Source organism: Microcoleus sp. SVA1B4 (assembly GCF_036700545.1).
Taxonomy (GTDB): Bacteria; Cyanobacteriota; Cyanobacteriia; order Cyanobacteriales; family Microcoleaceae; genus Microcoleus.
This window is the reverse complement of sequence record NZ_JAUBPB010000090.1, coordinates 1-22,717: the sequence shown is the minus strand read 5'-3', so window position 1 is coordinate 22,717 and position 22,717 is coordinate 1. Positions and strand designations below refer to the sequence as shown.

The 22,717-nt window shown below is 45.3% G+C and carries 14 protein-coding genes; 1 reads left to right on the top strand and 13 read right to left on the bottom strand.

Annotation, left to right across the window (positions count from 1 at the left end; translation table 11 throughout):
* Window positions 1-147 precede the first annotated feature (147 nt).
* From QT987_RS27065 to QT987_RS27010, 12 genes are all read right to left on the bottom strand, one after another.
* A complete protein-coding gene (locus QT987_RS27065; protein WP_333246319.1) occupies window positions 148-609 on the bottom strand; it encodes a VOC family protein in 462 nt (153 codons plus the stop codon).
* A 490-nt stretch (window positions 610-1,099) separates the two neighbouring features.
* Complete coding sequence (locus tag QT987_RS27060; protein WP_333246317.1) at window positions 1,100-1,585, bottom strand: glutathione peroxidase; 486 nt, start codon at window positions 1,583-1,585, stop codon at window positions 1,100-1,102.
* A 241-nt stretch (window positions 1,586-1,826) separates the two neighbouring features.
* Complete coding sequence (locus tag QT987_RS27055) at window positions 1,827-2,720, bottom strand: DUF2382 domain-containing protein (RefSeq protein WP_333246315.1); 894 nt, start codon at window positions 2,718-2,720, stop codon at window positions 1,827-1,829.
* A 221-nt stretch (window positions 2,721-2,941) separates the two neighbouring features.
* Window positions 2,942-3,805 (bottom strand): DUF2382 domain-containing protein, encoded by an 864-nt coding sequence (locus QT987_RS27050; protein ID WP_333246313.1) that lies wholly within the window; start codon window positions 3,803-3,805, stop codon window positions 2,942-2,944.
* Window positions 3,806-4,407: 602 nt separating this feature from the next.
* Complete coding sequence (locus QT987_RS27045) at window positions 4,408-4,923, bottom strand: DUF1499 domain-containing protein (protein ID WP_333245954.1); 516 nt, start codon at window positions 4,921-4,923, stop codon at window positions 4,408-4,410.
* A gap of 68 nt (window positions 4,924-4,991) precedes the next feature.
* Window positions 4,992-6,650, bottom strand: coding sequence for an adenylate/guanylate cyclase domain-containing protein (locus QT987_RS27040; protein ID WP_333246311.1), 1,659 nt, complete (start codon window positions 6,648-6,650; stop codon window positions 4,992-4,994).
* Entirely contained in the window at window positions 6,625-9,183 is a 2,559-nt protein-coding gene (locus QT987_RS27035) for a response regulator (protein WP_333246309.1), read from the bottom strand. Before QT987_RS27035 ends, QT987_RS27040 begins: the two co-directional genes overlap by 26 nt.
* Window positions 9,180-9,572: a response regulator gene (locus QT987_RS27030; RefSeq protein ID WP_333246308.1), complete on the bottom strand. Its 393-nt coding sequence runs from the start codon at window positions 9,570-9,572 to the stop codon at window positions 9,180-9,182. Before QT987_RS27030 ends, QT987_RS27035 begins: the two co-directional genes overlap by 4 nt.
* A 210-nt stretch (window positions 9,573-9,782) precedes the next feature.
* Window positions 9,783-11,207 carry a response regulator gene (locus QT987_RS27025; RefSeq protein ID WP_333246306.1) on the bottom strand — a complete coding sequence of 475 codons (1,425 nt, stop codon included), beginning with the start codon at window positions 11,205-11,207 and terminating at the stop codon, window positions 9,783-9,785.
* A gap of 7 nt (window positions 11,208-11,214) precedes the next feature.
* Window positions 11,215-15,159, bottom strand: coding sequence for a PAS domain S-box protein (locus QT987_RS27020; RefSeq protein ID WP_333246305.1), 3,945 nt, complete (start codon window positions 15,157-15,159; stop codon window positions 11,215-11,217).
* A gap of 775 nt (window positions 15,160-15,934) precedes the next feature.
* Complete coding sequence (locus tag QT987_RS27015; protein ID WP_445299581.1) at window positions 15,935-18,703, bottom strand: family 10 glycosylhydrolase; 2,769 nt, start codon at window positions 18,701-18,703, stop codon at window positions 15,935-15,937.
* Between the two features lie 519 nt (window positions 18,704-19,222).
* Entirely contained in the window at window positions 19,223-21,961 is a 2,739-nt protein-coding gene (locus tag QT987_RS27010) for a DEAD/DEAH box helicase (RefSeq protein ID WP_333246301.1), read from the bottom strand.
* Between QT987_RS27010 and QT987_RS27005 the strand changes: the two genes are divergently transcribed.
* Window positions 21,951-22,127: a hypothetical protein gene (locus QT987_RS27005; RefSeq protein WP_333246299.1), complete on the top strand. Its 177-nt coding sequence runs from the start codon at window positions 21,951-21,953 to the stop codon at window positions 22,125-22,127. The two genes, QT987_RS27010 and QT987_RS27005, sit on opposite strands and share 11 nt — an antisense overlap.
* Before the next feature lie 180 nt (window positions 22,128-22,307).
* Here QT987_RS27005 and QT987_RS27000 read toward each other — a convergent pair whose 3' ends face one another.
* A complete protein-coding gene (locus tag QT987_RS27000) occupies window positions 22,308-22,463 on the bottom strand; it encodes a hypothetical protein (RefSeq protein WP_333246297.1) in 156 nt (51 codons plus the stop codon).
* Between the last annotated feature and the right edge of the window lie 254 nt (window positions 22,464-22,717).

Sequence of the window (22,717 nt, the reverse complement as noted above, 5' to 3'; positions counted from 1 at the left end):
GCCCGTCCTTTTTGGACGGGCGGGACGCCCATCCCACAATAATAATTAAAATTATAAGTTATTTAATTAGCAATCATTAGGGAGTACCGCGCTCCAAAGAGTAAATGTAGGGTGAAGACGGACTACAGAGAACCCGATAGCGACTGTTTAAACTGCATCACAACGGATTTCGATGATAAATCCATCAGGATCGTAAAAGTAAATGCCGCGTCCTGTAGCGCGAGTAACGGGGCCGCTATCGATCGCAATTTGATTTGACTTTAGCACTTCCAGAGCGCGATCGAACAAATCCGGAGCAATATCGAAGGCTAAGTGGTTGGCGCGGGTAAAAGCTTTCTCCGGGTCTGGGTTTGGCGGTTCTAAGTCGGGCTGCCAAAATAAGTCAATAACAGTGCCGTCTGGGGTGACGAAATTAGCGACTTTACCAGCCGCTACCATTTCTGTTAAAGTTGCGGGAATTTCTGCACCTGTTAGTTCGTGCAGGCCGAGAATTGTACCGTAGAAGTGGCGGGAAGCTTTCATGTCGCGCACGTTTAAAGCGATATGGTGAACGCGGCGCAAATTCCCCGGCGCGAGGGCAATTTTGACGTTGTTTTCGGTAGTTTGCATGATTGTCAATGGCGAATGTTCAAATTGAATGCAGTTGGATTTATTCAGATAGTGTCCTGTAAAATAAGCATTTTAAGTGGGTAGTGAGGAGTGCAGCCCTATAATTTATAGGAGGACTGAAGTCCTCACTACCAACACTTTTATTCGAGTCGTGCGATCGCACATCATATCGATTAGTATTATTTTTCTTTAGGAAACGATGCCATGCCTACAAATAGCATGGCCAGACCACCTGCCAGAATTGCGAAGGCAAGTAAACCTACCACTAAATCTAATCCCGATGTATTTTCCATTAAATTAAACTGTTCTCCAATTAAATACAATCATCGGTAGTGGTTCAGGGTTGAGTGCTTGCAAACAATGGGGAAGAGCAGAAAAAAATTAGATATCAACTTATTCTAAAAAAAGCATAATTAATTTTTTCCCTCTTCCCTAAACCTCCCTCCGTTAAATCAGTTAAATCCTGTAGACAGCTTAATTGCCGAACTTCTTATTTTGCCAATTCTCGATCGATAGCAGCGATCAGTTCGGGCGAATCGGGGCCAACACTGCTGCGGAATCTAGCAACCACTTCACCCTGTTTGCTAACTAAGAATTTCTCAAAATTCCAGGAAACCTCACCCTTGGGATCGACTGCACTCGTAAGCTTAGCGTACAGCGGGTGCTGCTGAGTACCTTTAGCGCGTACTTTGTCAAATAATTCAAAGGTGACGCCGTATTTGGTAGTACAGAAATTGACGATTTCTGGATTACTTCCGGGTTCTTGACCTCCGAAGTCGTTGCAGGGAAATCCTAAAACACGGAGTCCAGCCGCGCTGTACTTCTGGCTTAATTCTTCGAGTCCTTTGTATTGAGGTGTATAGCCACATTTGGAAGCTACATTAACTATCAAGAGTACCTGGCCAGCGTACTCTCCTAGCTGCTTGTCTTCGCCTGCAATCGTTTTTACTTTAATGTCGGAGATTGTGCTGGGCATTTTCAAATACTTTTAAATTTGACCACCACAATTTTACCGCAAGTCGGTACAATTTTGTCTAGAGGTCGATCGCTAAAAATTTCACTATCCCGGTCGGGGCGGGTTTACGGATCTCACGCTTATATTATAGATATTGGTGAACCCGCCTCTACCAAAATTACGGTTAATTTACCGAACCTGATCTTAGTAGATGGCGGTGAACTTTCTCCCCTGCACAACTCGCCACAGTCCGCTGTTAGATTTAACTGTCTGAGTGGTGTTCCGTCATCCATTTTCGGTAAGTATCCTCAAGTTGCTTGTCTTCCAGAACGAGTTCTAGGCGGACTTTGACGCAACCATGACGGGGTTGAGAGGCGATCGAATTTAAGATTTTGCTAGCTTTCTGCACAGAGGTAAATTCAGCCTTAACTGTCGGTTCATGGCGATCGGTCTTAATCTCCGTCAAATCTATACCGGTGATGTTTCCCTCGCCTAAATCTATTTCTGCCAACACCTTCGGATCGTCGCCTACTTGTTCGACAATCAGCTTTTCCCACTGGATGGGTACTTGTACCATCCGAGTTTCAATTTCTTTACGCACTATGACTTCGCCGACTTTGCGCTTGCTGCGATTGATCACCAATCGTTCTTCTAGCAGGCGAATTACTTCTTGATCGACAATATCGAAGTTTTCCTCATCCTGATCTGTCTCCAAATTTGCATCTGTGCGATCGGCATCTGTTAGATTTGACATAGCTGTTGAGGGATTTGTTAACTCACTGTTGCTGAATTCACTATGCGCTTCTGAGGCATTTTCTAAATACTGACTCCCCGCATTTGCCGAAACTCCCGGCAGCAGTTCGACTTGAGCTGAATTGATACTTACAAACAGGGCTTTTTGGTGATAATCGACTTTTTTGAGCAGCTTAACACTTAATAAAAAAATGCGGGCGTTTTCGCTGCCTAGCCCCGCCACGACAAAGTTTAACTGACCGTTAGCATCAAAATAGACATCTTTAACTTTGCCTACTAAGTGACCTTGGTTGTCTTTGACGGTAAAACTTTTTAGCTTAGTTCTGACTTTTTCAGGCACCCGGTTGAGACGGGTTATTGATTTGGCAGTTGCTATCTTTTCTGCTGATGCTTGACCGTTCATTTTTTAAACTTTCCTGCTTAGGGATTTTTATTATGAATTGGTAAGGAGAAATTGGCAAAGGCGGGGAAAGTGCATAAACGTTGCCAAAACCAGACAAGTTTTGTACCCCCCCCGCCACTCACATATGAATTGCGCGATCGCTACCAATCCAATCAAACCTGCGCGGTGACAGAATTATGTCATTAAGGCGCAATTCCTATGCAATAGCTGTTGCGGTTGGTTTAGATCTTTTTATTTTTTTTATTATCTACAACCGCAGTCCCATCAGTCTTAACGTCTAATTCTTCACGACGCAAGGTTTCTTCGCCCTCAACCGTGCTGCGAACAACTTCTTTTGTGACGTTGACTTCTTCCCGGACGAAAGCTTCCTTGTGAATGTCGGCCGTTTCTTCGTAGACTTCCATGCGTGCAACTTCCCCTGAGTGGAAGTCAGCCTCACCGACTGAAACTACTCGACCCGCTTCTACCGGGGTGACTCGATCGATTACGACTCGTTCTTTTTCAATGGGTACTGAAGCTCGCGCTGTTTCAGTTTCCACGCGCTTGCCAACTGCTACTTCACCTGTTTTTGCGCGGTGTTTGTTAGCAATCAAGCGTTCTTCATAAAGCTTGAGATTTTGGTGCTGCTGTTCGTTGGTTTCGTAGAGGGGGCGGTCCATATCGTAGCTGTAGCTGCCGCGATCGTAGCTAGCAGGAGTTGCAGTGCGGGCAGTGGCAGTTTCTTGATTGCGGTAGACGCCTCTTACCTGTTCTTCGCGATCGTAATCTAATGGTTCTAATTCATTGTAAGCCGGCAATTGTTCTGCTTGAGATTTGCTACGAAGGCCTGTTGCGTAGACCCGATGGGCTCCGTAGTCAAAGCGAGCCGAACCGATTGGCAACAATACTTTTTTGCCAAAAATCCAAATACCGGTATCAATTACCAGATAGCGGAAACGACCTGTGTCATCAACCAAAGCGTCATAAACTGTGCCTACTTTTTCATCCGAGTCGCCAGCATAAACATCAAATCCCTTGATGTCGTCTCCAGCAAAGATTTCTTCCTGATAATTAGGATAAAATTCTGCTAATTTTTGAAGTGCCATGTGTTTTTTCCTCTTTGCTCTACTTAAATTTATAGTAGAAATTAATTCGCTCACTTCCCTCTCCCTAAAGTCAGAAGTGTATAATTTAGGTTGTTTAATACTATAGGAATACTACGGCATCTCTGCTTCTGTGCTAGCGCGCTCAGCTATTTTAAAGATTGTAAAACTATACAATCGTCAACCTTATAACAAGTTTTAAAACTGAAAGCCAACCGTAGGAACACGGCATTGCGGTGTCCTACTCCCCCTGCTGGACACTCCTTTGTTCTGTGGCTACTGTTAATAATTGTTAACTGGGTGGTGAAAAATCAACATTATATAGTAATACATAAATATCAAAGCCCCTCATCTTGCAGGAGAGGGCATGGCTGTTTTATTCTCACGGAAATCATGGTTTTGTAGGGGTAGCGCCCCCGTGCCTACCCCCTCCACGGACGTGGGGAAATCATGGTTTTGTAGGGGTAGCGCCCCCGTGCCTACCCCCTCCACGGACGTGGGGAATCGGTGTTTCAAATATCGGGGCAACCACGGGGGGTTTGCCCCTACGGATAATGAAACAGCCGTGTAGGAGAGGGGCTTCAGGAAAGCTAGAAATTTTAAGTTCAGAGTTGATTGAATTGAGTTCTGATAGTTTCAATCCGTTTGCGGTTAACTCCCAAATCCGACTGTCCCAGACGCGAAGCCGATCGCACATGAATGACTTTCGCTCCATCATCTACCAAAAATTCAACGTCATCAACAAACCCCATCAAAGCACTGGTGAACTCCGCATACAGGTAATTATCAGTTGCCGTGATAATTTTAGTTTTGCCATAGGACTCGATCGCCCCTTTGAGCTTTACCATCGCTTCACTCTGGGACGAAGTGTATGCCAAAGGCTCAATTTTGTGTTCGGCATCTTGACTGAAGCTGCTGACGCAGTTGGGGGAACTCGGGCACGCTGCGAGTTTTCCTGACTGAATCCCGATATTGGCAGGTCTAGTTCCAGCAAACATTGTTTTTTCTCCGGGTATAGCGATAAAAGTAGCGATCGACAGTATCGCTACTGCTAGCAGTGATATTAAAATAACTAGGACTCTTTTCAACGCTGTCGGCGATTTTGTTTCAACTGTTTGCAAAGGATTAGCCCTCCTGAAAGTATAAATGCGGTCTACCTTTCATATTAATTGAAATTTACATCATAAACTTAAAAAGATTTCTTTTGTTCTTCAATTAACCAGTAAGTCAGCATCCTTCCTTTGCCTTTGATCGGGATATGACCCCGTTCTTCCAAAACAAACTGCTCTTTCAAACGCTCGTAAGTCGCCTCCGTCACTTGAATTTTACCAGGCAATCCGTTCGACTCCATGCGTGAAGCAACATTAACAGTATCGCCCCACAAATCATAGCTAAATTTACTAATCCCAATAATTCCAGCCACCACCGAACCGCTGTGAATTCCGAGCCTCAATTGAAAATTTTCTCCCATTTTGGCATTAAACCTCCCCAAAGCTGCCTGCATCTCCAAAGCTAAAAGTGCGATCGCCGAGGAGTGATCCTGCCGCGGCGTCGGCAAACCCCCAACCACCATGTAAGCATCCCCAATCGTCTTAATCTTTTCCAACCCGTGCAATTCAGACAACCTATCGAACTCCGAAAAAATCCCATTCAAAATTTCTACCAACTGCGTCGGACTTTTGTGAGCCGAAAACTCTGTAAAACCCACCAAATCAGCAAACAAGACGCTCACCTCATCAAAATGCTCCGCTATCAACTTTTGCTCTTTTTGCAAACGATCCGCAATAGGTTTCGGTAAAATATTCAGCAGCAATTTCTCTGTTTGCTCTTGCTGCACTTTCAGAGCTGCTTCAGCTTGTTTGCGCTGAATCAACGAACCGAGCTGCGTAGCAACCGCGCTCACTAATTCCAACAAGCGCGGCTGACATTTCAGAACTTTCTCGCGATAAAAAATCAAAATAGCTAACACTTGGTTTTCCGCCAAAATTGGCACCCCAAAAGCCGCTTTCAATCCCACACTCAGCGCAATTTTAGCTCGTAAAAAAACTTGTTCCGGTGCAGTAGAAACATCATCTATCCATTCAGACTGCTGCGACTGCCAAATCCTACCCGGAAGTCCCACACCGGGAGCAAAAATCAACTCCCAACTTGTTTGTTGGAATTGGGCAAAACTGGAGTCACTGACGTACCTACCTGTAGCGCATTTTAAAAACCCCTCACTGCAAGGAATCCAAGCTTCGCCCAGATTCCATTCAATAGTTTTGCAAATTAAACCTAAGATCACATCTATAGCCGACTCAAAATCTTCAGATTTGCTAATAGCTTGTGTGGCCTGCAGCAGCAATCTTGTTTCCATTTCCACCTGGTGGCGTTCAGCGATTTCCTGGTGCAATTGGATATTTTGATCGGTCAATTTTTGATTTTTTTCTTGCAATTGCATTTGCAATGAACGCACAGTAAGTTGATTGCTGACTCGTGCCAATACTTCTTTCACCTGAAAAGGTTTAGTTATATAATCCGAGCCGCCCACTTCAAAAGCTTTGGCTTTATTTATTCCTTCTTCTAGCGCGCTCAGAAAAATGATGGGAATTTCCCGAAATTGCGATTGGGATTTTAATTTTTTACATAGTTCGTACCCGTCAATATCCGGCATCATAATATCGAGTAAAATCAAATCTGGCGCGCTAGATTGAATAGCATCTAACGCCGAAAAACCATTAGTAACTGGTCTAACTTTATAGCCATTTTTTTGCAAAATCCTAATCAACAAACGCAGATTATCTGGTGTATCGTCAACTACTAAAATATCCGCTTGATAGTTTTCAGTTTGTTCCGCCTTCATCTGCATTATCTGATTCCTCCGCCTCGGCAATTAAATTGAGAATTTTCTGGTAATCAAAATTATCGAGATGACCCTGGAGGATTTCCGCCAATTCAGGATGAGGCCTCCTTATTTCGTCGATTGTCCTGACAATTAAGTCAAAATCAGCACTGCGGATTACCTGCTTCATGTTGTCTATCCATTCTGCGGGAAGTATGGGTAAATAAGCAAGCGCAGCATTAGAGAGCGAGTCAGATAAATTATTTGGATCGCCTATTGAGATAAAGTCCGTTGAGTTAGAGTAGAGATACCTCACCCCCAAATGTTTGGTGATGGCATCAAATATATCGGTTTTGCGGAAAGGTTTGCTAATAAAATCGTCGCAGCCGACCAATAAAGCAAACGCTTGCCTTCCTTCAATTGTACTAGCTGTCAAAGCAATAATCTTCGGAATCGGGGATTCGGGATCGGAAATATTCATTTCCCCTTCTTGCTCTCTCTGCTTGATTCTAGTCTTAATTTGTTTAGTAGCTTCGTAGCCGTCCATCACTGGCATTCGCACATCCATCAAAATTAAGTGCGGATGCCAATTTTCCCACATTTCTATTGCTTCCTGGCCGTTGGTGGCTTCTTCCACCCCGAAACCTAAAGGAGAAAGCATTTTGACTAAAAGTTGGCGGTTGTCTTCGCGATCGTCCACAATTAAAATCCGGTAGCACGGTTGATTGGGTTCCAAACCACTCACTTCGCGGTTAAGTTCCGGATCTGGAAGCTCAGCAGCATCAACTGCACCCACTGGAATTTCAAATTTAAAAGTAGTGCCGAGTTCCAGTTGACTTTCTACGACAATTTCGCCTCCCATCAGGCGGACAAATTGACGACTGATCTTCAATCCTAAACCCGTGCCTTTCTGATTTTTTTGACCGGAAGCTGTTTGCACAAAAGCATTAAAAATGCTGCCCAATTCTTCAGGAGCAATGCCAACTCCTGTATCTTCAATTTCAAATAGAAGAAAAAAACCAGGCACAGTTGAACCCTCAGCCTCATCGCTCCATTCAACCTTGGCAAAATCACTGCTAGTTCTCGAAAATTCCCGAATACTTCTTGTGGTATCAAAGCAAGCTGTAGAACTATCCAGTAAATCCAGAAAACCCGATTTTTCTAACTTGATAACTCTTAAGATGATTTCGCCTGTTTGGGTAAACTTAATCGCATTACTCAGAAGATTAATCAACACTTGCCGCAGTTTAATATCATCGGTTCGCACGTACTGAGGAACGTCAGCATCGCGCTGAAAATGCAACTGCAATTCTTGATTATGTACCCGCAGTTGAAACATATCTTGCAAATCGTCAAGCAAGCGGTAGATGTCGAAGTTTTTCGGGTTAAGTGTCATCCGCCCCGCTTCGATTTTTGACAAGTCTAAGACTTCATTGATCAAGGTAAGCAAGTGTTCGCCACTACGGCGAATAATTCTCATATTTTCTCGGTTTTCGACAGTAAGATCCGGACTGGGTTCCATGATCTGTGCAAAGCCGAGTATAGAATTGAGAGGGGTGCGTAACTCGTGGCTCATATTGGCGAGAAACGTGCTTTTAGCTTTGTTTGCTGCTTCAGCAGCTAATGCAGCTTGTTGCAGTTGTTCTGTACGTTCGTCAATTTGGGCTTCTAAGGTGTGGTGGTAATCTGCTAGTATTTTTTCCGCTTGTTTGCGATCGCTAATATCTTGAAAAGCTGCGATCGCATAAACAATATTTCCGCTAGCGTCAAAAATCGGCGTGGTATTGATCTCGATCGCAATTCTTTTGCCCTCTTGACGGATTTCTACATCGTCAACCTTGACAGATTCTCCTTTCAGTGCACGCAAAATTGGCAGATTATCCGGCGGGTACAGCTCATCAGTATTGGCAACATAAAGTTGATAAGTGGCAGCTAATTGTTCCGCAGTGCTTTCCGGGATAGTGTCTGCACCCAGCAAATCCCGCGCTGTCTGGTTGAAATAGGCGATCGAGCCATCGGGATGATAAACAGATACCCCCACTGGCAAAGCTTCTAAAAATTGACTCAGGCGGCTTTCACTCGCAGACAGCGCCTCATTTACTAGCTTTAACTCCTCGTTTACTTCTTGGCGCTTATGAATTTCATCTGTTAACTTTTGATCTTGCAAATAACTGTGAACTGCTTCTACTACCGTTAATTTTAAGTCTTCATTTTGCCAAGGTTTAGGAATATAACGGTACAACTTAGCATACTTGATAGCATTACTCAGGGCTTCCAAATCAGCTTGTCCCGTTAGCATAATAGTCAGCGTCTCCGGCGAGCTTTCGTGAATTTTTCTGAGCAGTTCATCTCCTTTAATATCCGGCATGATATAATCGGAAAGCACCAAAGCAATCTCGTATTCATCTGCCCGCAAATCTGCCAGCAACTCTAAAGCATCAGCCCCCCCTTCAGCGGTTTCAATTATACACCGATCGCCGATCGCCTTTTTCAGTTCAATCTTTAAACTGTTCAAAACGTCAGGTTCATCATCAATACAAACAATCACAGGTTTTTTCATAACTTAGCCAGCCCAGATTTTATAGTTTCTATTAAGTCTTTGCTTTGCCAGGGTTTGTACAAACAACAGTATAAATCTGCTTCTTCTACTGCCCGCTGAACAGCCGATACCTCCGCTTGTCCAGTCAACATCACTTTAATAATTGTAGGATACTTTTGGTGAACTTTGATTAAAAGTTCGTCACCTTTAATTCCCGGCATCAGCCAATCCGAAACAACCACAATCACCTGAGCTTTTTCTTGAAATTCCTCAAGTAAATCTAAAGCTTCATCACCACTTTCAGCTAATTCATAAAAATAATCATTCTTAAATTCATTTTTGAGCTGAATCTTGAGAGTATTCAAGATATCCGGTTCATCATCAACGCAAAGAATTACAGGCTTATTCATCTTTTCCTCTCTGCTTAAATTGTAGTAGGTTTACTGACATGAATTCCTTTTACATTATTGATTTCCGGCAAAGATGCAGGATATCTGCCCCCTATCTTATTTTAATAGGACTTCCGAAGATAAACCCGGTTTCTTGTAATAAATCTTGTATTTATCAGCGAGACAGCGACGAGTGTCACCGGGAATCAGCCCCCTGCAGGTAAGTTTTGTTTAATAAATTGGCAGCGAGACTGTAAAAGTTGTCTGCCCCGGTACAGAATCTACAGCAATTGTGCCTTCGTGTTTTTCCACAATTTTTCTTACAATATCCAATCCCAAACCGCTACCTTCGCCCGCAGATTTTGTCGTAAAAAATGGCTGAAAAATTTTGGGAATAACTTCTGAGGGAATACCTTTGCCGTTATCAGTAAACTTAAGTAAAATATTCGCCCCTTGCTGCCCAGTTTCAATCGTCAAAACACCTTTATAATCCATTGCTTGCAGGGCATTATGAACGAGATTCGTCCAAACTTGATTTAAGTCATCGGGATAGCACATAATTTCGGGTAAATCTCCATAATTTTTCACTACTTCTATACCGTGTTTTAGTTGATTTTGATAAAGGGTTAACACCGTTTCAATGCCATCATGTAAGTTCGCCTGGACTTTTTCTGGTTTGCTATCAAAATGAGCGTAGGTTTTTAAGGCAAATACTACTTTTCCCGACTTCGCTGTTGCTCTTTGGATCAGGCTAATACTTTTTTTAAAGCTCGCAAACTGGTAAGCACTATTTAAAACTACTTCCCAATCCGGCGATTTGAAAAGTGGCAAGAACTCTTCTATATTTTCGTAGATTTCCATGTCAACTAAAGTATCCGCAATTTCCTCGGAGTTTTCAACAGATTCTGCCATCATGTCCGCAGTCAACTGCTGCTTAAACTTGCGTTTTTCTCTACTTGTGAATAAAATTTCTTGATGGGTTGCTCTGTACATTAAAGCTAAAAAATAAGCTTTGCTTTCGTCAGAAAGTTTTTGATAAATTTCCTGAAATTTCTCTAAAAAATCGTCTGAAAAATTAGCTATATTATTAATAGACGAACCTATAATACCCAAGGGGGTATTGATTTCGTGAGCAATGCCGGCAATCAGTTGTCCCAGGGCTGCCATTCTTTCCGATTGAATCAAATGCTCTTGGGTGGCTTGCAGTTGGTGGATTGCCGTTGCTAAATCTTGATTTTTTTCTTGCAAAGTTTGTTGCAGCGAACAGATTTTTAAATGAGTTTCTATCCGGGCTAAAACTTCTTCAACCTGAAACGGTTTAGTAATAAAGTCAACTCCGCCAACTGCAAAAGCTTTAACTTTATCCAGCACGTCATTAATCGCACTAATAAAAATAACAGGAATGTCTTTGGTAATTTCAGAAGCTTTGAGTTGCTGGCAAACTTGATAGCCGTCCATTTCCGGCATCATAATATCCAGCAGCACTAAATCCGGAGGTATTTTTTGAGCAGCAGACAATGCTAGCTTGCCATTGGGAACCGGGCGAACTTGATAGCCTTTTTCGCTCAAAATTCCTGCCAGCAGCCGCAGGTTTTCTGGCGTATCGTCTACTACTAAAATATTAGCTCGATTGGTTTTAGGTAAAGTTAAAGTCATCGGGTCTTTACTGTTTCTCGCTGAGTTCGATTATGTTCAAAATTCTGTCATATTCAAAATTATTAATGCAATCTTGAAGCTTGGCCGCAAGAGAGGGATTGACAGTGCCGATTTGTGCGATCGAACTGGCGATCGCCTCCATGTCCACACTCAAAATACTTTGCTTGAATTGGGCCATCCAATCTGGAGAAAGAGAGGCGAAAGCCTCCGGTATCAGCACCTCCTGACTTGACTCCTCTACACCTGTGGCACTTACTGCAGTTGGATCTTCATAAATATAGCGTACTCCTAAATGTTTCCCCATTGCCACAAAGATATCCTCCTCTCGGAACGGTTTCCGCATAAAATCATCGCAACCCGCCGAAAGAATCACCGCCCGTTCTTCCTCCAAAACGCTAGCAGTTAGGGCCACAATCGCCGTTGCTTGCCCCCCAGTTGTAGTTTTAATCTGTTTCGTTGCCTCATAGCCGTCCATCACAGGCATTCTCATGTCCATCCAAATCAGATGCGGTTCCCACTCCCTAAAAATATCAACCGCTTCTTTACCATTATTCGCTTCTCTCAACTCAAATCCGAGTGGACTGAGAAGTTTTACTAACAGTTGGCGGTTCAAAGGTTTGTCGTCCACAATTAGCAAGCGATAACTCGGTTGATTTGGTTCCAGGGCAACAACTCGACGTTGAGTTTTTTTGCTTTCAATATCACTAGCTTCAACCAAATGAACTTGGATATCAAACTGAAATAATGCACCATTTCCGATCTCGCTGCTAACCGTAATTTCACCTCCCATTAATTGCACGAACTGGCGGCTAATAGCTAAACCTAAACCCGTTCCTTCCTGAGAATCTTTACCTGTTTTCGTCTGCACGAATGCTTCAAATAACTGATTGATTTCCTCAGCAGCAATGCCTGCACCAGTATCTTGAACTTCAAAATGCAGCCAGTAGTGGCCGGGCAATTGGTCAGTGCTGTTTTTATGTATATTCCGCCTTCCTGCTTTGACTTGCATCGACACTCCCCCTTCTGAAGTAAATTTAATTGCATTATTGAGCAAATTAATTAAGACTTGCCGCAATTTAACTTCATCAGTACAAATGTAATGGGGAACTTCTGCGTCTCGGTCGAAGATTAATTGCAAACCTTTTTGCTCAGCTTTGAGAGCAAACATATCTTCTAAATCGTCGATTAGTTGGTACAAATCGAAGCTTTTTGAATTAATAGTAGTGCGTCCGGCTTCAATTTTTGATAAGTCTAAAACTTGGTTAATTAAAGTCAGTAAATGTTCGCCACTCCGCAGGATAATTCCGACATCTTCTTGATTTTCCTGAGACAAACTTTTACTGCGAAGCATGACTTGAGCAAAACCGATGACCGCGTTCAGGGGCGATCGCAATTCGTGGCTCATATTGGCGAGAAAGGTACTCTTCGCTTTGTTTGCTGCTTCGGCCGCTTCTTTCGCCTGCTGCATTTTGATTTCCGCTTGTTTGTTATCAGTAATGTCTTTAATAAAACCTTCGTAGTAAAGCAGATTTCCTGCTTCATCGCAGACAGCGCGACAATTTTCCGAAATCCAGATTATGCTGCCATCTTTGCGGTAAATTTCCGATTCAAAGTTTGATAGTATTCCGTCCTCGTTCATCAGCGCAGCAAATTCATCGCGGCGGTTGGGTTTCACGTAAAGCTGGTTATTGAAATTCGGCTGTACTGCTATTAATTCTGCAGGCGATTCGTAACCGTAGATGTTAGCTAAAGCGGGGTTAGCGCTGATGTATTTCCCGTCAATAGCAGTTTGAAAAATTCCATTCAAAGCATTTTCATAAATATTGCGGTACTTTTCTTCTGCTTCCCTGAGTGCAGTTTCGGCTTTTTGGCGCTCGGTAATATCGCTAGAAATCGACAAAAAACAAGCTTCTCCCTCAATATCGATGGTTTCTATAGACAGTAGTGCCGTTCTTTCTGTACCATTTTTATTGCGAAACCTCAGCTCATAATTGTGAAGAGCCGTCTTATTTTTCAACATTTGAATCATGCGATCGCGCTCTCCCAAACTCGCCCAAAAATTGAGTTCTACCGCAGTTTTGCCAATGATTTCTTCGTGACTGTACCCCATCATCCGACAAAAGCTTTCATTGGCTTCTATGTGGCGACCATCGCTAATTCTAGTCAGAGTAATTGCATTAGGACTTAAACGAAAAGCTTTAGAAAACTTTTCTTGTGCTTTGGCAAAATCGGCGGTACGTTCGGCAACTTGCACTGCTAAATTGTCGTTGTATTCCTTTAATACTTTCTCCGCTAGTTTGCGTTCTGTAATATCTTGAAAAGCGCACATCCCGTAGATAACATTTCCTTGAGCGTCATAAATAGGAGTTCCCCAAACTTGCAGGGGAACAGTTTTGTCAGTCGAGGTGATTTCAAGGTCATCAACTGTTACACTCTTACCCTGCAAAGCATTTAAAATTGGGTCGCGTTCTGCCGGGTAAATTTCCTGAGTCCCAGCTAAATAAACTCGGTAGGATTGACGTAAAGTTTCGGAATCGGCTGGTACAATTCCTTGAGCTAACAATTGCTCTCCAGTAGGATTAATGTAGTGAGGTTGACCGTTGGGATCGGCAATAAAAATTCCTAGCGGTACTGCATTTAAAAATTGTTTTACTCGGTTTTCGCTTTCCGAGAGAGAAGTAAATGAATGCTGCAATTGCTCGGCCATGCTGTTAAAAGCAGTGGCAAGTTCTCCGAGTTCATCTTCGCGATTCAGAGTCAGCTTTGTATCCCATTCATTCCGCGCCAAAGCTTTCGCCGCCGCATTCAATCTTAAAATCGGCTGAACTACCCATTTAGCAGTAAGAATCCCCAGGATTGTCGCCCCTAGCAATGCTGCAAGCGACAGTAAAAAAGTGGTGCGCGTGTTGAGGTTAATTTGCTCCATAAAGTCAGACTCTGGCACAACTACGACAATCAGCCAATCCAACCCTCGATCGTCTTTAAAAGGAGCTACCTGAATAAAATTTCGCTGGCCATCAACATCAAAAGTAAGTTGTTGAGAATTATTAATTTTAGCTAAGCTATCGTAGGATTTATCTAAATGTTGTGCAGTTTGGCGAATTACCGGATTTTCGCTTTCTGAAGCTTTAATGCGCCTTGTTTCTTTACCTTCCACCACGAATTCTGGACTCGCCGTAGAAGTAGCAATTAACATCCCCGATCGCTCCATGACAAAAGTTTGTCCTGATTTGCCAATTTTGAGGCTAACCAGAAATTCTTTGATTCGGGAAAACAGCAAATCGCTGCCAGCTACGCCTAACAATTGGCCAGCGTCGTCGTAGATAGGCAAAGCAGCAGTAATTGCCAGTTCCCTAGTCAAAAAATCTGTATAAATTGGAGTCCAAATAGGTTTTTTTGCCGCAGCCGCTGCTATGTACCAAGGGCGAGTTCGCGGGTCATAAATATCGGGTGAAATTTGCACTAATTGAACGCGGTTTCCCTGAGAGTCCGCAGTATATCGAGCTAATTTATTGTCAGTAGAGATGTCAGCAGCCGATATCAAAATCCCATCTTTAGTGCGGATTGCTCCAGAGTGTTCTCCATTTTCTTTGCCTGTGTAAATGATACTGATAGAATCAAAATATTGAATTTGTTCTAGAAAATGATGTTCTAGTTTTTGCTGGTCTTCTAGGTTCAATTGCCCCAGTTTTATGCCTTGAAGGTTCAGGTAATTTACAATGTGGGGAATTGACATATAATGTTCCATGCGGTCTTTGATGCGATCGCTAATTTCTCCCCGCAACTGAGCAGCAACATCGTTGACTGCCCGCTGACCGTTTTGGAAAGATAGCCAACCTACAACTCCTACCGTGCCGACAATTTGCACTAAAAAAGGAACCACAAGCACCGTTTGTAATGGAACTTTGCCGATAAATTTTGTAGCTAAACGATTGAGGGGTTTAGGAAACATATTCATCCTAAAAGTAGTGAAAATGGGCATTTTAAATTAGTAGATGTTAAAATCTTGGATCGAGAGACGAGCGAGGAATATAAAATCCGGTTAATCACTCATCGTCAAATTGTTTTAACTGGACCTTTAAGAGTTTTGAGGACTTCCGTCCTCACTAAGTAGGTGCAAACTTATATCTGGCACCATTCTCAATTAGCCTTTTAGGAACAGGCTTTTCGGCCTGTTCCACAAGAAAAATTATCTTTTGTGGAACGGGCCCCAGAGCCCGTTCTTGAGAATGGTGCAAGATGTGAGTGCAAATAAACATTACATGGTTCGGGCGGGTGAGAGGACTCATCTACTCGCTGTGATCGTGGATCTTAGCTCAATCCTCCCTGATAAGATACTATGGTTATTTTGTGATGACCTACTTAGGATCGCGAATTAAATAATTGACACTCTTGAAAGTGGGGAGTAGAGGTTGGGCGTCCCGCCCGCCCTTTATGGACGGGCGGGACGCCCATCCCACAAGAACCATGACGCATTGTAAGTTATTTAATTCTCATTCCTTACAAACTTACAGTTCGCGATCGCACTCCGACCCAAGACAGCGGGTTTCGGCTTCGCTCAACCACCGGGTTTTTTACTGCATCTGAGGGATTGAACGAAGTATGACTGTGAAAAAAACAAGGTGAGGATTACCCGTGGATCGCGAACTAACTTAATTAGAGTACGATCGCCCAAATGTTAGCACGATCGCACTATCCAGAGCAGCAAACACCCCAAAAATCTGTATTTACCTGCGATTCAACTCCATCCTTTCGCCGTAACGTAAAAGCATATCCAAACTCTCCAAACGATTCTGCCAAGTTTGTACCTGATAGCTATTTTCCGCAGAATGCAAGCGCATCGAAGATTGAAACTGAGATTGAAAACTCCCCAACAATCTTTTAGCAGTTGCTAAACTTTCTCTAGAAGGATTTGCCGCCAACTTGCTCAAAGCTTGCGCCAATTCATCCGCTCGACTTTGCAAAACCTTCAGTTCAGATTCCGACACCCGCAACTCATTGTTAGCTAACAAAAAACTCCATTCCTGCTTGAGAGCAGTATACCGCGAAGCCGCCGCCGCAAAGGGCTGTCGGTAAGGAATCGGCTCCGCAGCAGAAGTGGAACGCACCGGCGGGCCTTGAGTGCGGTTAAAAAATCCCTGCATCGCGCTGCTGATACTTTCCACAGCAAAAATAGCATAGCCCCCAGTCGGCAAATCGCGCAAAGCTTGAATTTGGTCGATCGCCACAACTTCCGGGAGAGTCAACAACTTAACCGAGGGAGAAATCAAAGCCGAACCCAGAATTTGTTCATTTACCAACGGTTCAGTGATGCGTTGAAGTCGGTTCGTATCCAAAGCATAAGTCATCGGCACAATCAAATCTACAATGCCCTGACGAGCCCAAACTTCCCAATTTTGCTGAATTTTGTAAATCCGCTGACTTTCCGGGTGCGGAAACACCGCCACCGACAGAATTGTGCGCGGATAATTCTGCCGCAAAAGCTGAGAAACTTCAGCTACAAAACTATTAATTTGATTAGTTTTAAACTCAACCCACTGCCGCCACAAACTGCCGTTTCTGGGGGAAATATTCACCGGGTCTGAACCAGTCAACTGCCTAAATTGCTGCCTCGCCGCAATACCGTAACCGTAAGTAAAATTCGCATTATCATCTTGAAAAGGATAGCGAATATAGTCTAATTGTACCCCATCTACTTTGTAGTTATTGGCAATTTCGTTGACTATTTGTAGCAAATAATTCCGCGCTTCCGGGTTGGCTGGGTCGAGATAAAATTTACCATCGTTAGGATTTTGCGTGCGTCCTTTATTGTCAATATTGGCCCACTGTGGATGAGCGGAAAGCACCGGGCCTGGATAAGAACTAGGCTTGCCAATTAAAGTATTGTGGCGCTTATTTCCTGTGGCAAAAACCCAAACCCAAGCGTGCAGTTCCATGCCTCGCTCGTGGGCTAATTTAACCGCAGATGCCAGCGGATCCCAGCCAACTGTCAGGGGGTTTTGTTGCGGTGCAACTTGACTCGGATAAATCGTATATCCGGCATTCAAAGTTTCAAAGAAAACAGTATTGATACCTGCGGCGGCGAGCCGATCGAACACTGCCGCCAAACCCTGTTCCGATCGTGCTGCGACGATCGTCCCCCGATCGAGCCAAACCGCCCGAATTTCCGCCCCAACCCGCTGTCCTTCCTTCGGGTAATTTTCCCACAGCAACTGCCGCGCTTCCACCCACTGCGATCTCGCCTCCGCGTAGTTTTGCTGTTGCAGGAGTTGGTCAAAAGTTTGCAAAACCTGCCGCGCTTGGGCGATCGCCCGTACCCTGATCGCTTGCAGAACAGGGGGGCGACTGGCTGCAGGGCCGCCTCCGCCCTGTTCTGCAGCCAGCAGTTGAGGGGAGGTAGCAGCATTGAGATTGATGGCGGTATTGGCTGAATTAGATGCTGTCAGGGCGCTTTCAAACCGGCCGAGGAGGTTAGTGAGTTCTTGGCGCATCAAGTACGCTTCAATGCTGACGATCGGCTTATTGGAATTTGGCTGCACGTCCAAACCCGCCGGCGCCGACTGATCCGAAGGGTCTGTAAAAGTTGCAGGAACTGAATCGGGAAGCGAGCCAGAGGGAGAAAGTCGGCTCAGCGGGGTAGTACGCGGCAAACTAGGGCTGTTTCTAGTGACTCTTGAGGGGGGGGTTGGCAGTGGGGTTGCGGCAGCAGGGGGCGGCGCAGAGGGCCCAGAAGCGATCGTGCCTCCCCAGCGGGCGATCGAGGCTTGCAGCCAAGCCTTATCTACATTTGCCGAACCGTCGCTACCCCAACGCCAGCCAAGGTAGGTAGCGCGATCGGTGGCGATGGCGGCAGAGGAACCGGAACTATCTTTCCAAGTAGCAATAGTTTGACTGTTCGCATCAGCCGGAATCAATACACCGCCTTGGACAGAAGCATTTTGTTGTGCAGTCGGCACCCAATTGCTAGAAGTAGTGCAAGCAATATCCCGACAGCGGCTGCGCGGTTGTGGCGTCGCCGGTTGGGTTAACGGAAAAGCCCAATAGGCCCCAAGGAGCGATCGCAAAGATTGGCGCACCAAGGCTGGGGAACTGCGGCCGACGGGGCCCGAAGCAATCAAGCGGCCGCCCTGGGATGCCCAAGCTTCTAAAACTTTAATTTGCGCCGGAGTCAAAGTTTCAATGTTGGGTAAAAACAGCACGTTAACGCCTGTTAAATCCCCCAAATTTTTGATTTCTTCGAGATTGATTGGTTTGTAAGCAATGCCACTTTCCCAGAGGCGCGTGGTAATCTTTACCCAGTCGGGAGAATTCTCGGAACTGCGAACTACGCCCAGAACTACTTCTGCGAAACTCGGAGAGGGAAATAGGATGAAGAGATTGAGTAATGTACTCGCTAGAGTGCCAATTAAGACTCTTTGCAAGAAAGTGAAAAAGCGAGTTTTTTTAGCCTGGGAGCAGGCATCCGGCAGTTGATCGGGCTTTTTGATTTGTTGCATCATAAATAGGAGAATTACCCAGCGCACCGTTTCGGAAAATTTCAATAACAATTAAGATCGATCGATCCGCACCATACAATTTTCTATCCTGCCCTGCAACCTGAATCAGGAAAAAGTGCGATCGATCGATTTTATATTTTAGATTTTGGATTTAAATCTGGGTCTATTCCTTATGACAGTTGACAGTTGACTGTTTGGTCAGTTGGGCATTGGAACAATACCGATGCCACCGGAAACGATTTTAGATTAAAACCTGGGTGCATTTGGGTTGAAAAACCCAAATACAATTTAGATGCCGCACAGCTTAGGAATGAGAATTAAATAACTTGCATTTGTTGTAGGTTGGGTTGAGGAACGAAACCCAACAATCAAGCGTGGCGTTGGGCGGAGCGAAGCGTAGGGTTCGTTCCTCAACCCAACCTACGAAGTTATTTAATCCACGATCCTTACAGCCAAAAGCCAACAGCCAACAGCCAACAGCCAACAGCCAACTGTCAACAGCCAACTGTCAACACTTTTCTAAGTTGCAGCTTCATTCACCGGGAATCTATCGATTAACTGCATCGCCCGACAAGCATTTCTCCGCAAAGAATCGGAAACATGAGGAACATGAGGAATCTGAGACAAGAAATCCAAAGTTCGGCGCAAAATCCGCACCACATCCCCTTCATCCAAACTCGTATGGCTAATCAGTTCCAGCCATTCCACGCCCAGAGCCCACTGCTCAACCAAAGTCACTAAATCCCGTTCCAGCCAAATCGGGATTGCAGAATCGTGCTTGCGCTGCACTTGAAACAATCGGCGGCGCAAGCCTTTTTGCAGATTGTCCAAAGGTGCCAAAACTTCTGGCGACAGCGAGTAGTGAGTCCAACTGTCGGGCCTGGAAACTTCTGTAACTAAGGCCGCGCAAGCTGCAGCGAGGTGGTGGGGGTCGAGTTCGTCAAACTCGGCAGACATCAGGGACAAACCCAGCCACAGTTCGTTATCGCCGCGAATGGCGGCGCAAGCTTGACCCAAGATTGTGGGTACTAACCTACCGGAGGAGTCATCTCGGTTTACATTTGCCGAAACTACTCTTTCCAAGCAGCCAAAATTCAGCAAGATGTCGATTAAGTTGAGAAATTCCTCCCAGTAGCGAGCTCTCTGCTTTTCTAAGTCTTCTTCGCTTTTGCGAACTTCTTTTTTCAATTCTTCCCGGCGGCGCTGACGTTTGAGCAAAGTACCGGGATTGCCCCATTCTAGAACCGGGTGAATTTCTAGCTGAGCTTCTAGGGCTGCGATTTTCCGCTGTTGCTCGATCGCCTCTGGGCTCGGTTCTGGTGTGGGCAATTGTGGGATCGATGCAGCAATCGAAGCAGTTTCTTCAGTTCCCAAGCGGCACTGGCCGAGTCTCAGGGGCATTTCCGAGGGCGGGTTCAAGGTATCTGCAACGCTCAAGCGGGGTAATTCGGCGTGCAGGCTAGCGACATCGCTAATGGCGACGATATACCAGCGGTTATCTTTGCCCAAGCACACTAAATTTGGTGCTTGGCCAGAACCTGCGACTTTGGCAACCAATACGGCGGGTACTGGAGTTGTGTGCGATCGTTTGGCTGTCGGAACGTGCTTACCTTTGAGACTCAGAACCGTTCCGAGCACTGCAAAAGCGACAGCTACGGACATTTCCTTAAATCTGGCTTCTTCAGCTTGCTGCAATAGAGTTTTCAGCAAACGTTTGTCTTCTTTGAGTCTGCCCTGCAATTTTTCGTAATGGGCGAGGTTTTTTTCCAGGGTGGAGACATTTCCTCCGGCCGCTAGGGACTGTTCCAGCACTGCTAATTCTGTTTGCAGTCGGTCTAATTCTGATTGCTGGGGCTGCAAGTACAAGGTAGACAGGTATTGACCAAAACTCCGCTCTACCAACTCTTGAGCTTCGTCGAGAGTGTGAGTTTGCAGCAAATTCAGCACCATGCCGTAGCTGGGCGTAAACTGACTGGCTAGGGGGTCGGCTTTGGCTGTTGCCAAATAGGAGGCTTCTTTTGCGCCTTCAAAGCGCGTCTGAACTGCGACCACGTGCCCCAGCTTGTCCATGCCCCGCCGACCCGCCCGACCGGCCATTTGGAGGAATTCTGAAGCGTTTAGCAGTCGGTGTCCCTTGTCGGTGCGCTTGGACAGGGTGGAAATAACTGTGGTGCGGGCGGGCATATTAATCCCGGCTGCTAGGGTTTCGGTGGCAAATACGACTTTAATCAAACCTCTGCCAAAAAGTTCTTCTACTAAACCTTTCCAAGCGGGCAAAATGCCTGCGTGGTGGGCGGCGATGCCTTTTAAAAGTGCTTCTTTTTGACCGAAGCGTTCTGCTTCTGGGTTTCGCTGTAAAAAATCGTCAATGATGCGTTTGAGTTCGGCTGTTTCGGCTTCGTTAACTAGGGAGAAGTTGCCGACTTCTGCGACTGCTTGGTCGCACCCGCGACGGCTGAAGATGAAGTAAATTGCTGGTAGCATATCTCGATCGTCCAACCGGGCCAAAACATCGGTCAAACTCGGAGTGGGGATGCTGCCTCTTTCTACTTTTTGCTGCTTCTTTTTGGGGACTAACCGGGCATTCGCTCTTTTGCCGGTCTCGTCTAGCAGCGGAAATATCCCTTTTTGGTTGGCGAAGTGGAATTGCAGGGGTACTGGCCGAAAGTCTGAGTAGACGAGCTCTGTGGGCCCGTGGACTTTGTTAATCCAGTCTGTGAGTTGGTCGCTATTGGCAACGGTTGCTGAGAGGGCGAGCAGTTGAATTTCGCTCGAACAGTAGATGATGGATTCTTCCCAGACGGTACCACGCTGGCGATCGTTCATGTAGTGACACTCGTCGAGCACCACGGTTTCGACTCCGGTGAGGGAAGTGCCGACTTCTCCGATCGGCGTACCGTAGAGCATATTCCGAAATATTTCGGTAGTCATCACCAAAATCGGCGCATCTCGATTGACGGAGATGTCGCCGGTGAGCAAACCTACGTTGTCGTCTCCAAATTGACTGCGGAAGTCGCGCAGCTTTTGGTTAGAGAGAGCTTTGAGGGGAGTGGTGTAGAAGACGCGCCGCTTCCTGGAGAGTGCTTGATGGATGGCGTATTCCCCGATTAACGTTTTCCCGGAGCCTGTGGGAGCGCACACGACAACGGATTTACCTGCATCGAGGGCGGCGATCGCCTCTCTCTGAAAGTTATCTAGCTCGAAGGGAAATATGGTCTTCAGATCCAGCTCTGGGCGGTTCTGGGCAGTGTCTGGCACAAGGATTATTATCAGGTTTCAGGGTAAGTATGCTGAAATCTTGCTGAAAGCAAGTCAGCAGAGGACTGTACTGATTTTAGACCAACGCCCGCAAATCGGCTATGAAGGAAGAGGGAAGAAGGAAGAAGGAAGAGGTAATAAGGAAGTTCGGCAACGGATTCTGTAACGGATGTAACGGATGTCAGGAAGAAGGAAGAGGGAAGAGGGAAGAGGGAAGAGGGAAGAGGGCAAAAATTTTTTCTTTCTTGTGCCAACTGCCAAAACATGAGGTGCTCATAGGGCATAGGGTTCCGTGGGCATAGGGCTCGCCCCCATACCTCACCACGCTTGAGAACCGCTATATTGATTAATCCCAGCCGAAGTCTCGATCGCACAATTCGGCTAGTCTTTGGTTGTGCGATCGAAAGTATGCTCTCAATTGCTCGTATATTGTGTCGTTTAATATAAAAATAGCTGTTGGCTGTGAACTTGGCTCAAGTGCTGCGATTTGTGGATTAAACACAATACTATTCGACTAGACATCACAGAATAATATGAATGTCAAGCTATTTTGATAAAAAGATTTGTAGGGGCGGGTTCACCCACAATATCTCACAAATACAAACAATCTAAATAAACCCGCCCCCTCCCCACCAATAACCTACATGAACCTTGATTTCCTCCCATCATCCAAACGTATAGATAGATTTACCGTTGGGTGGGGGCGGGTTTACGAGATTGTGGATTATTGACGATTATTGTGGGTGAACCCGCCCC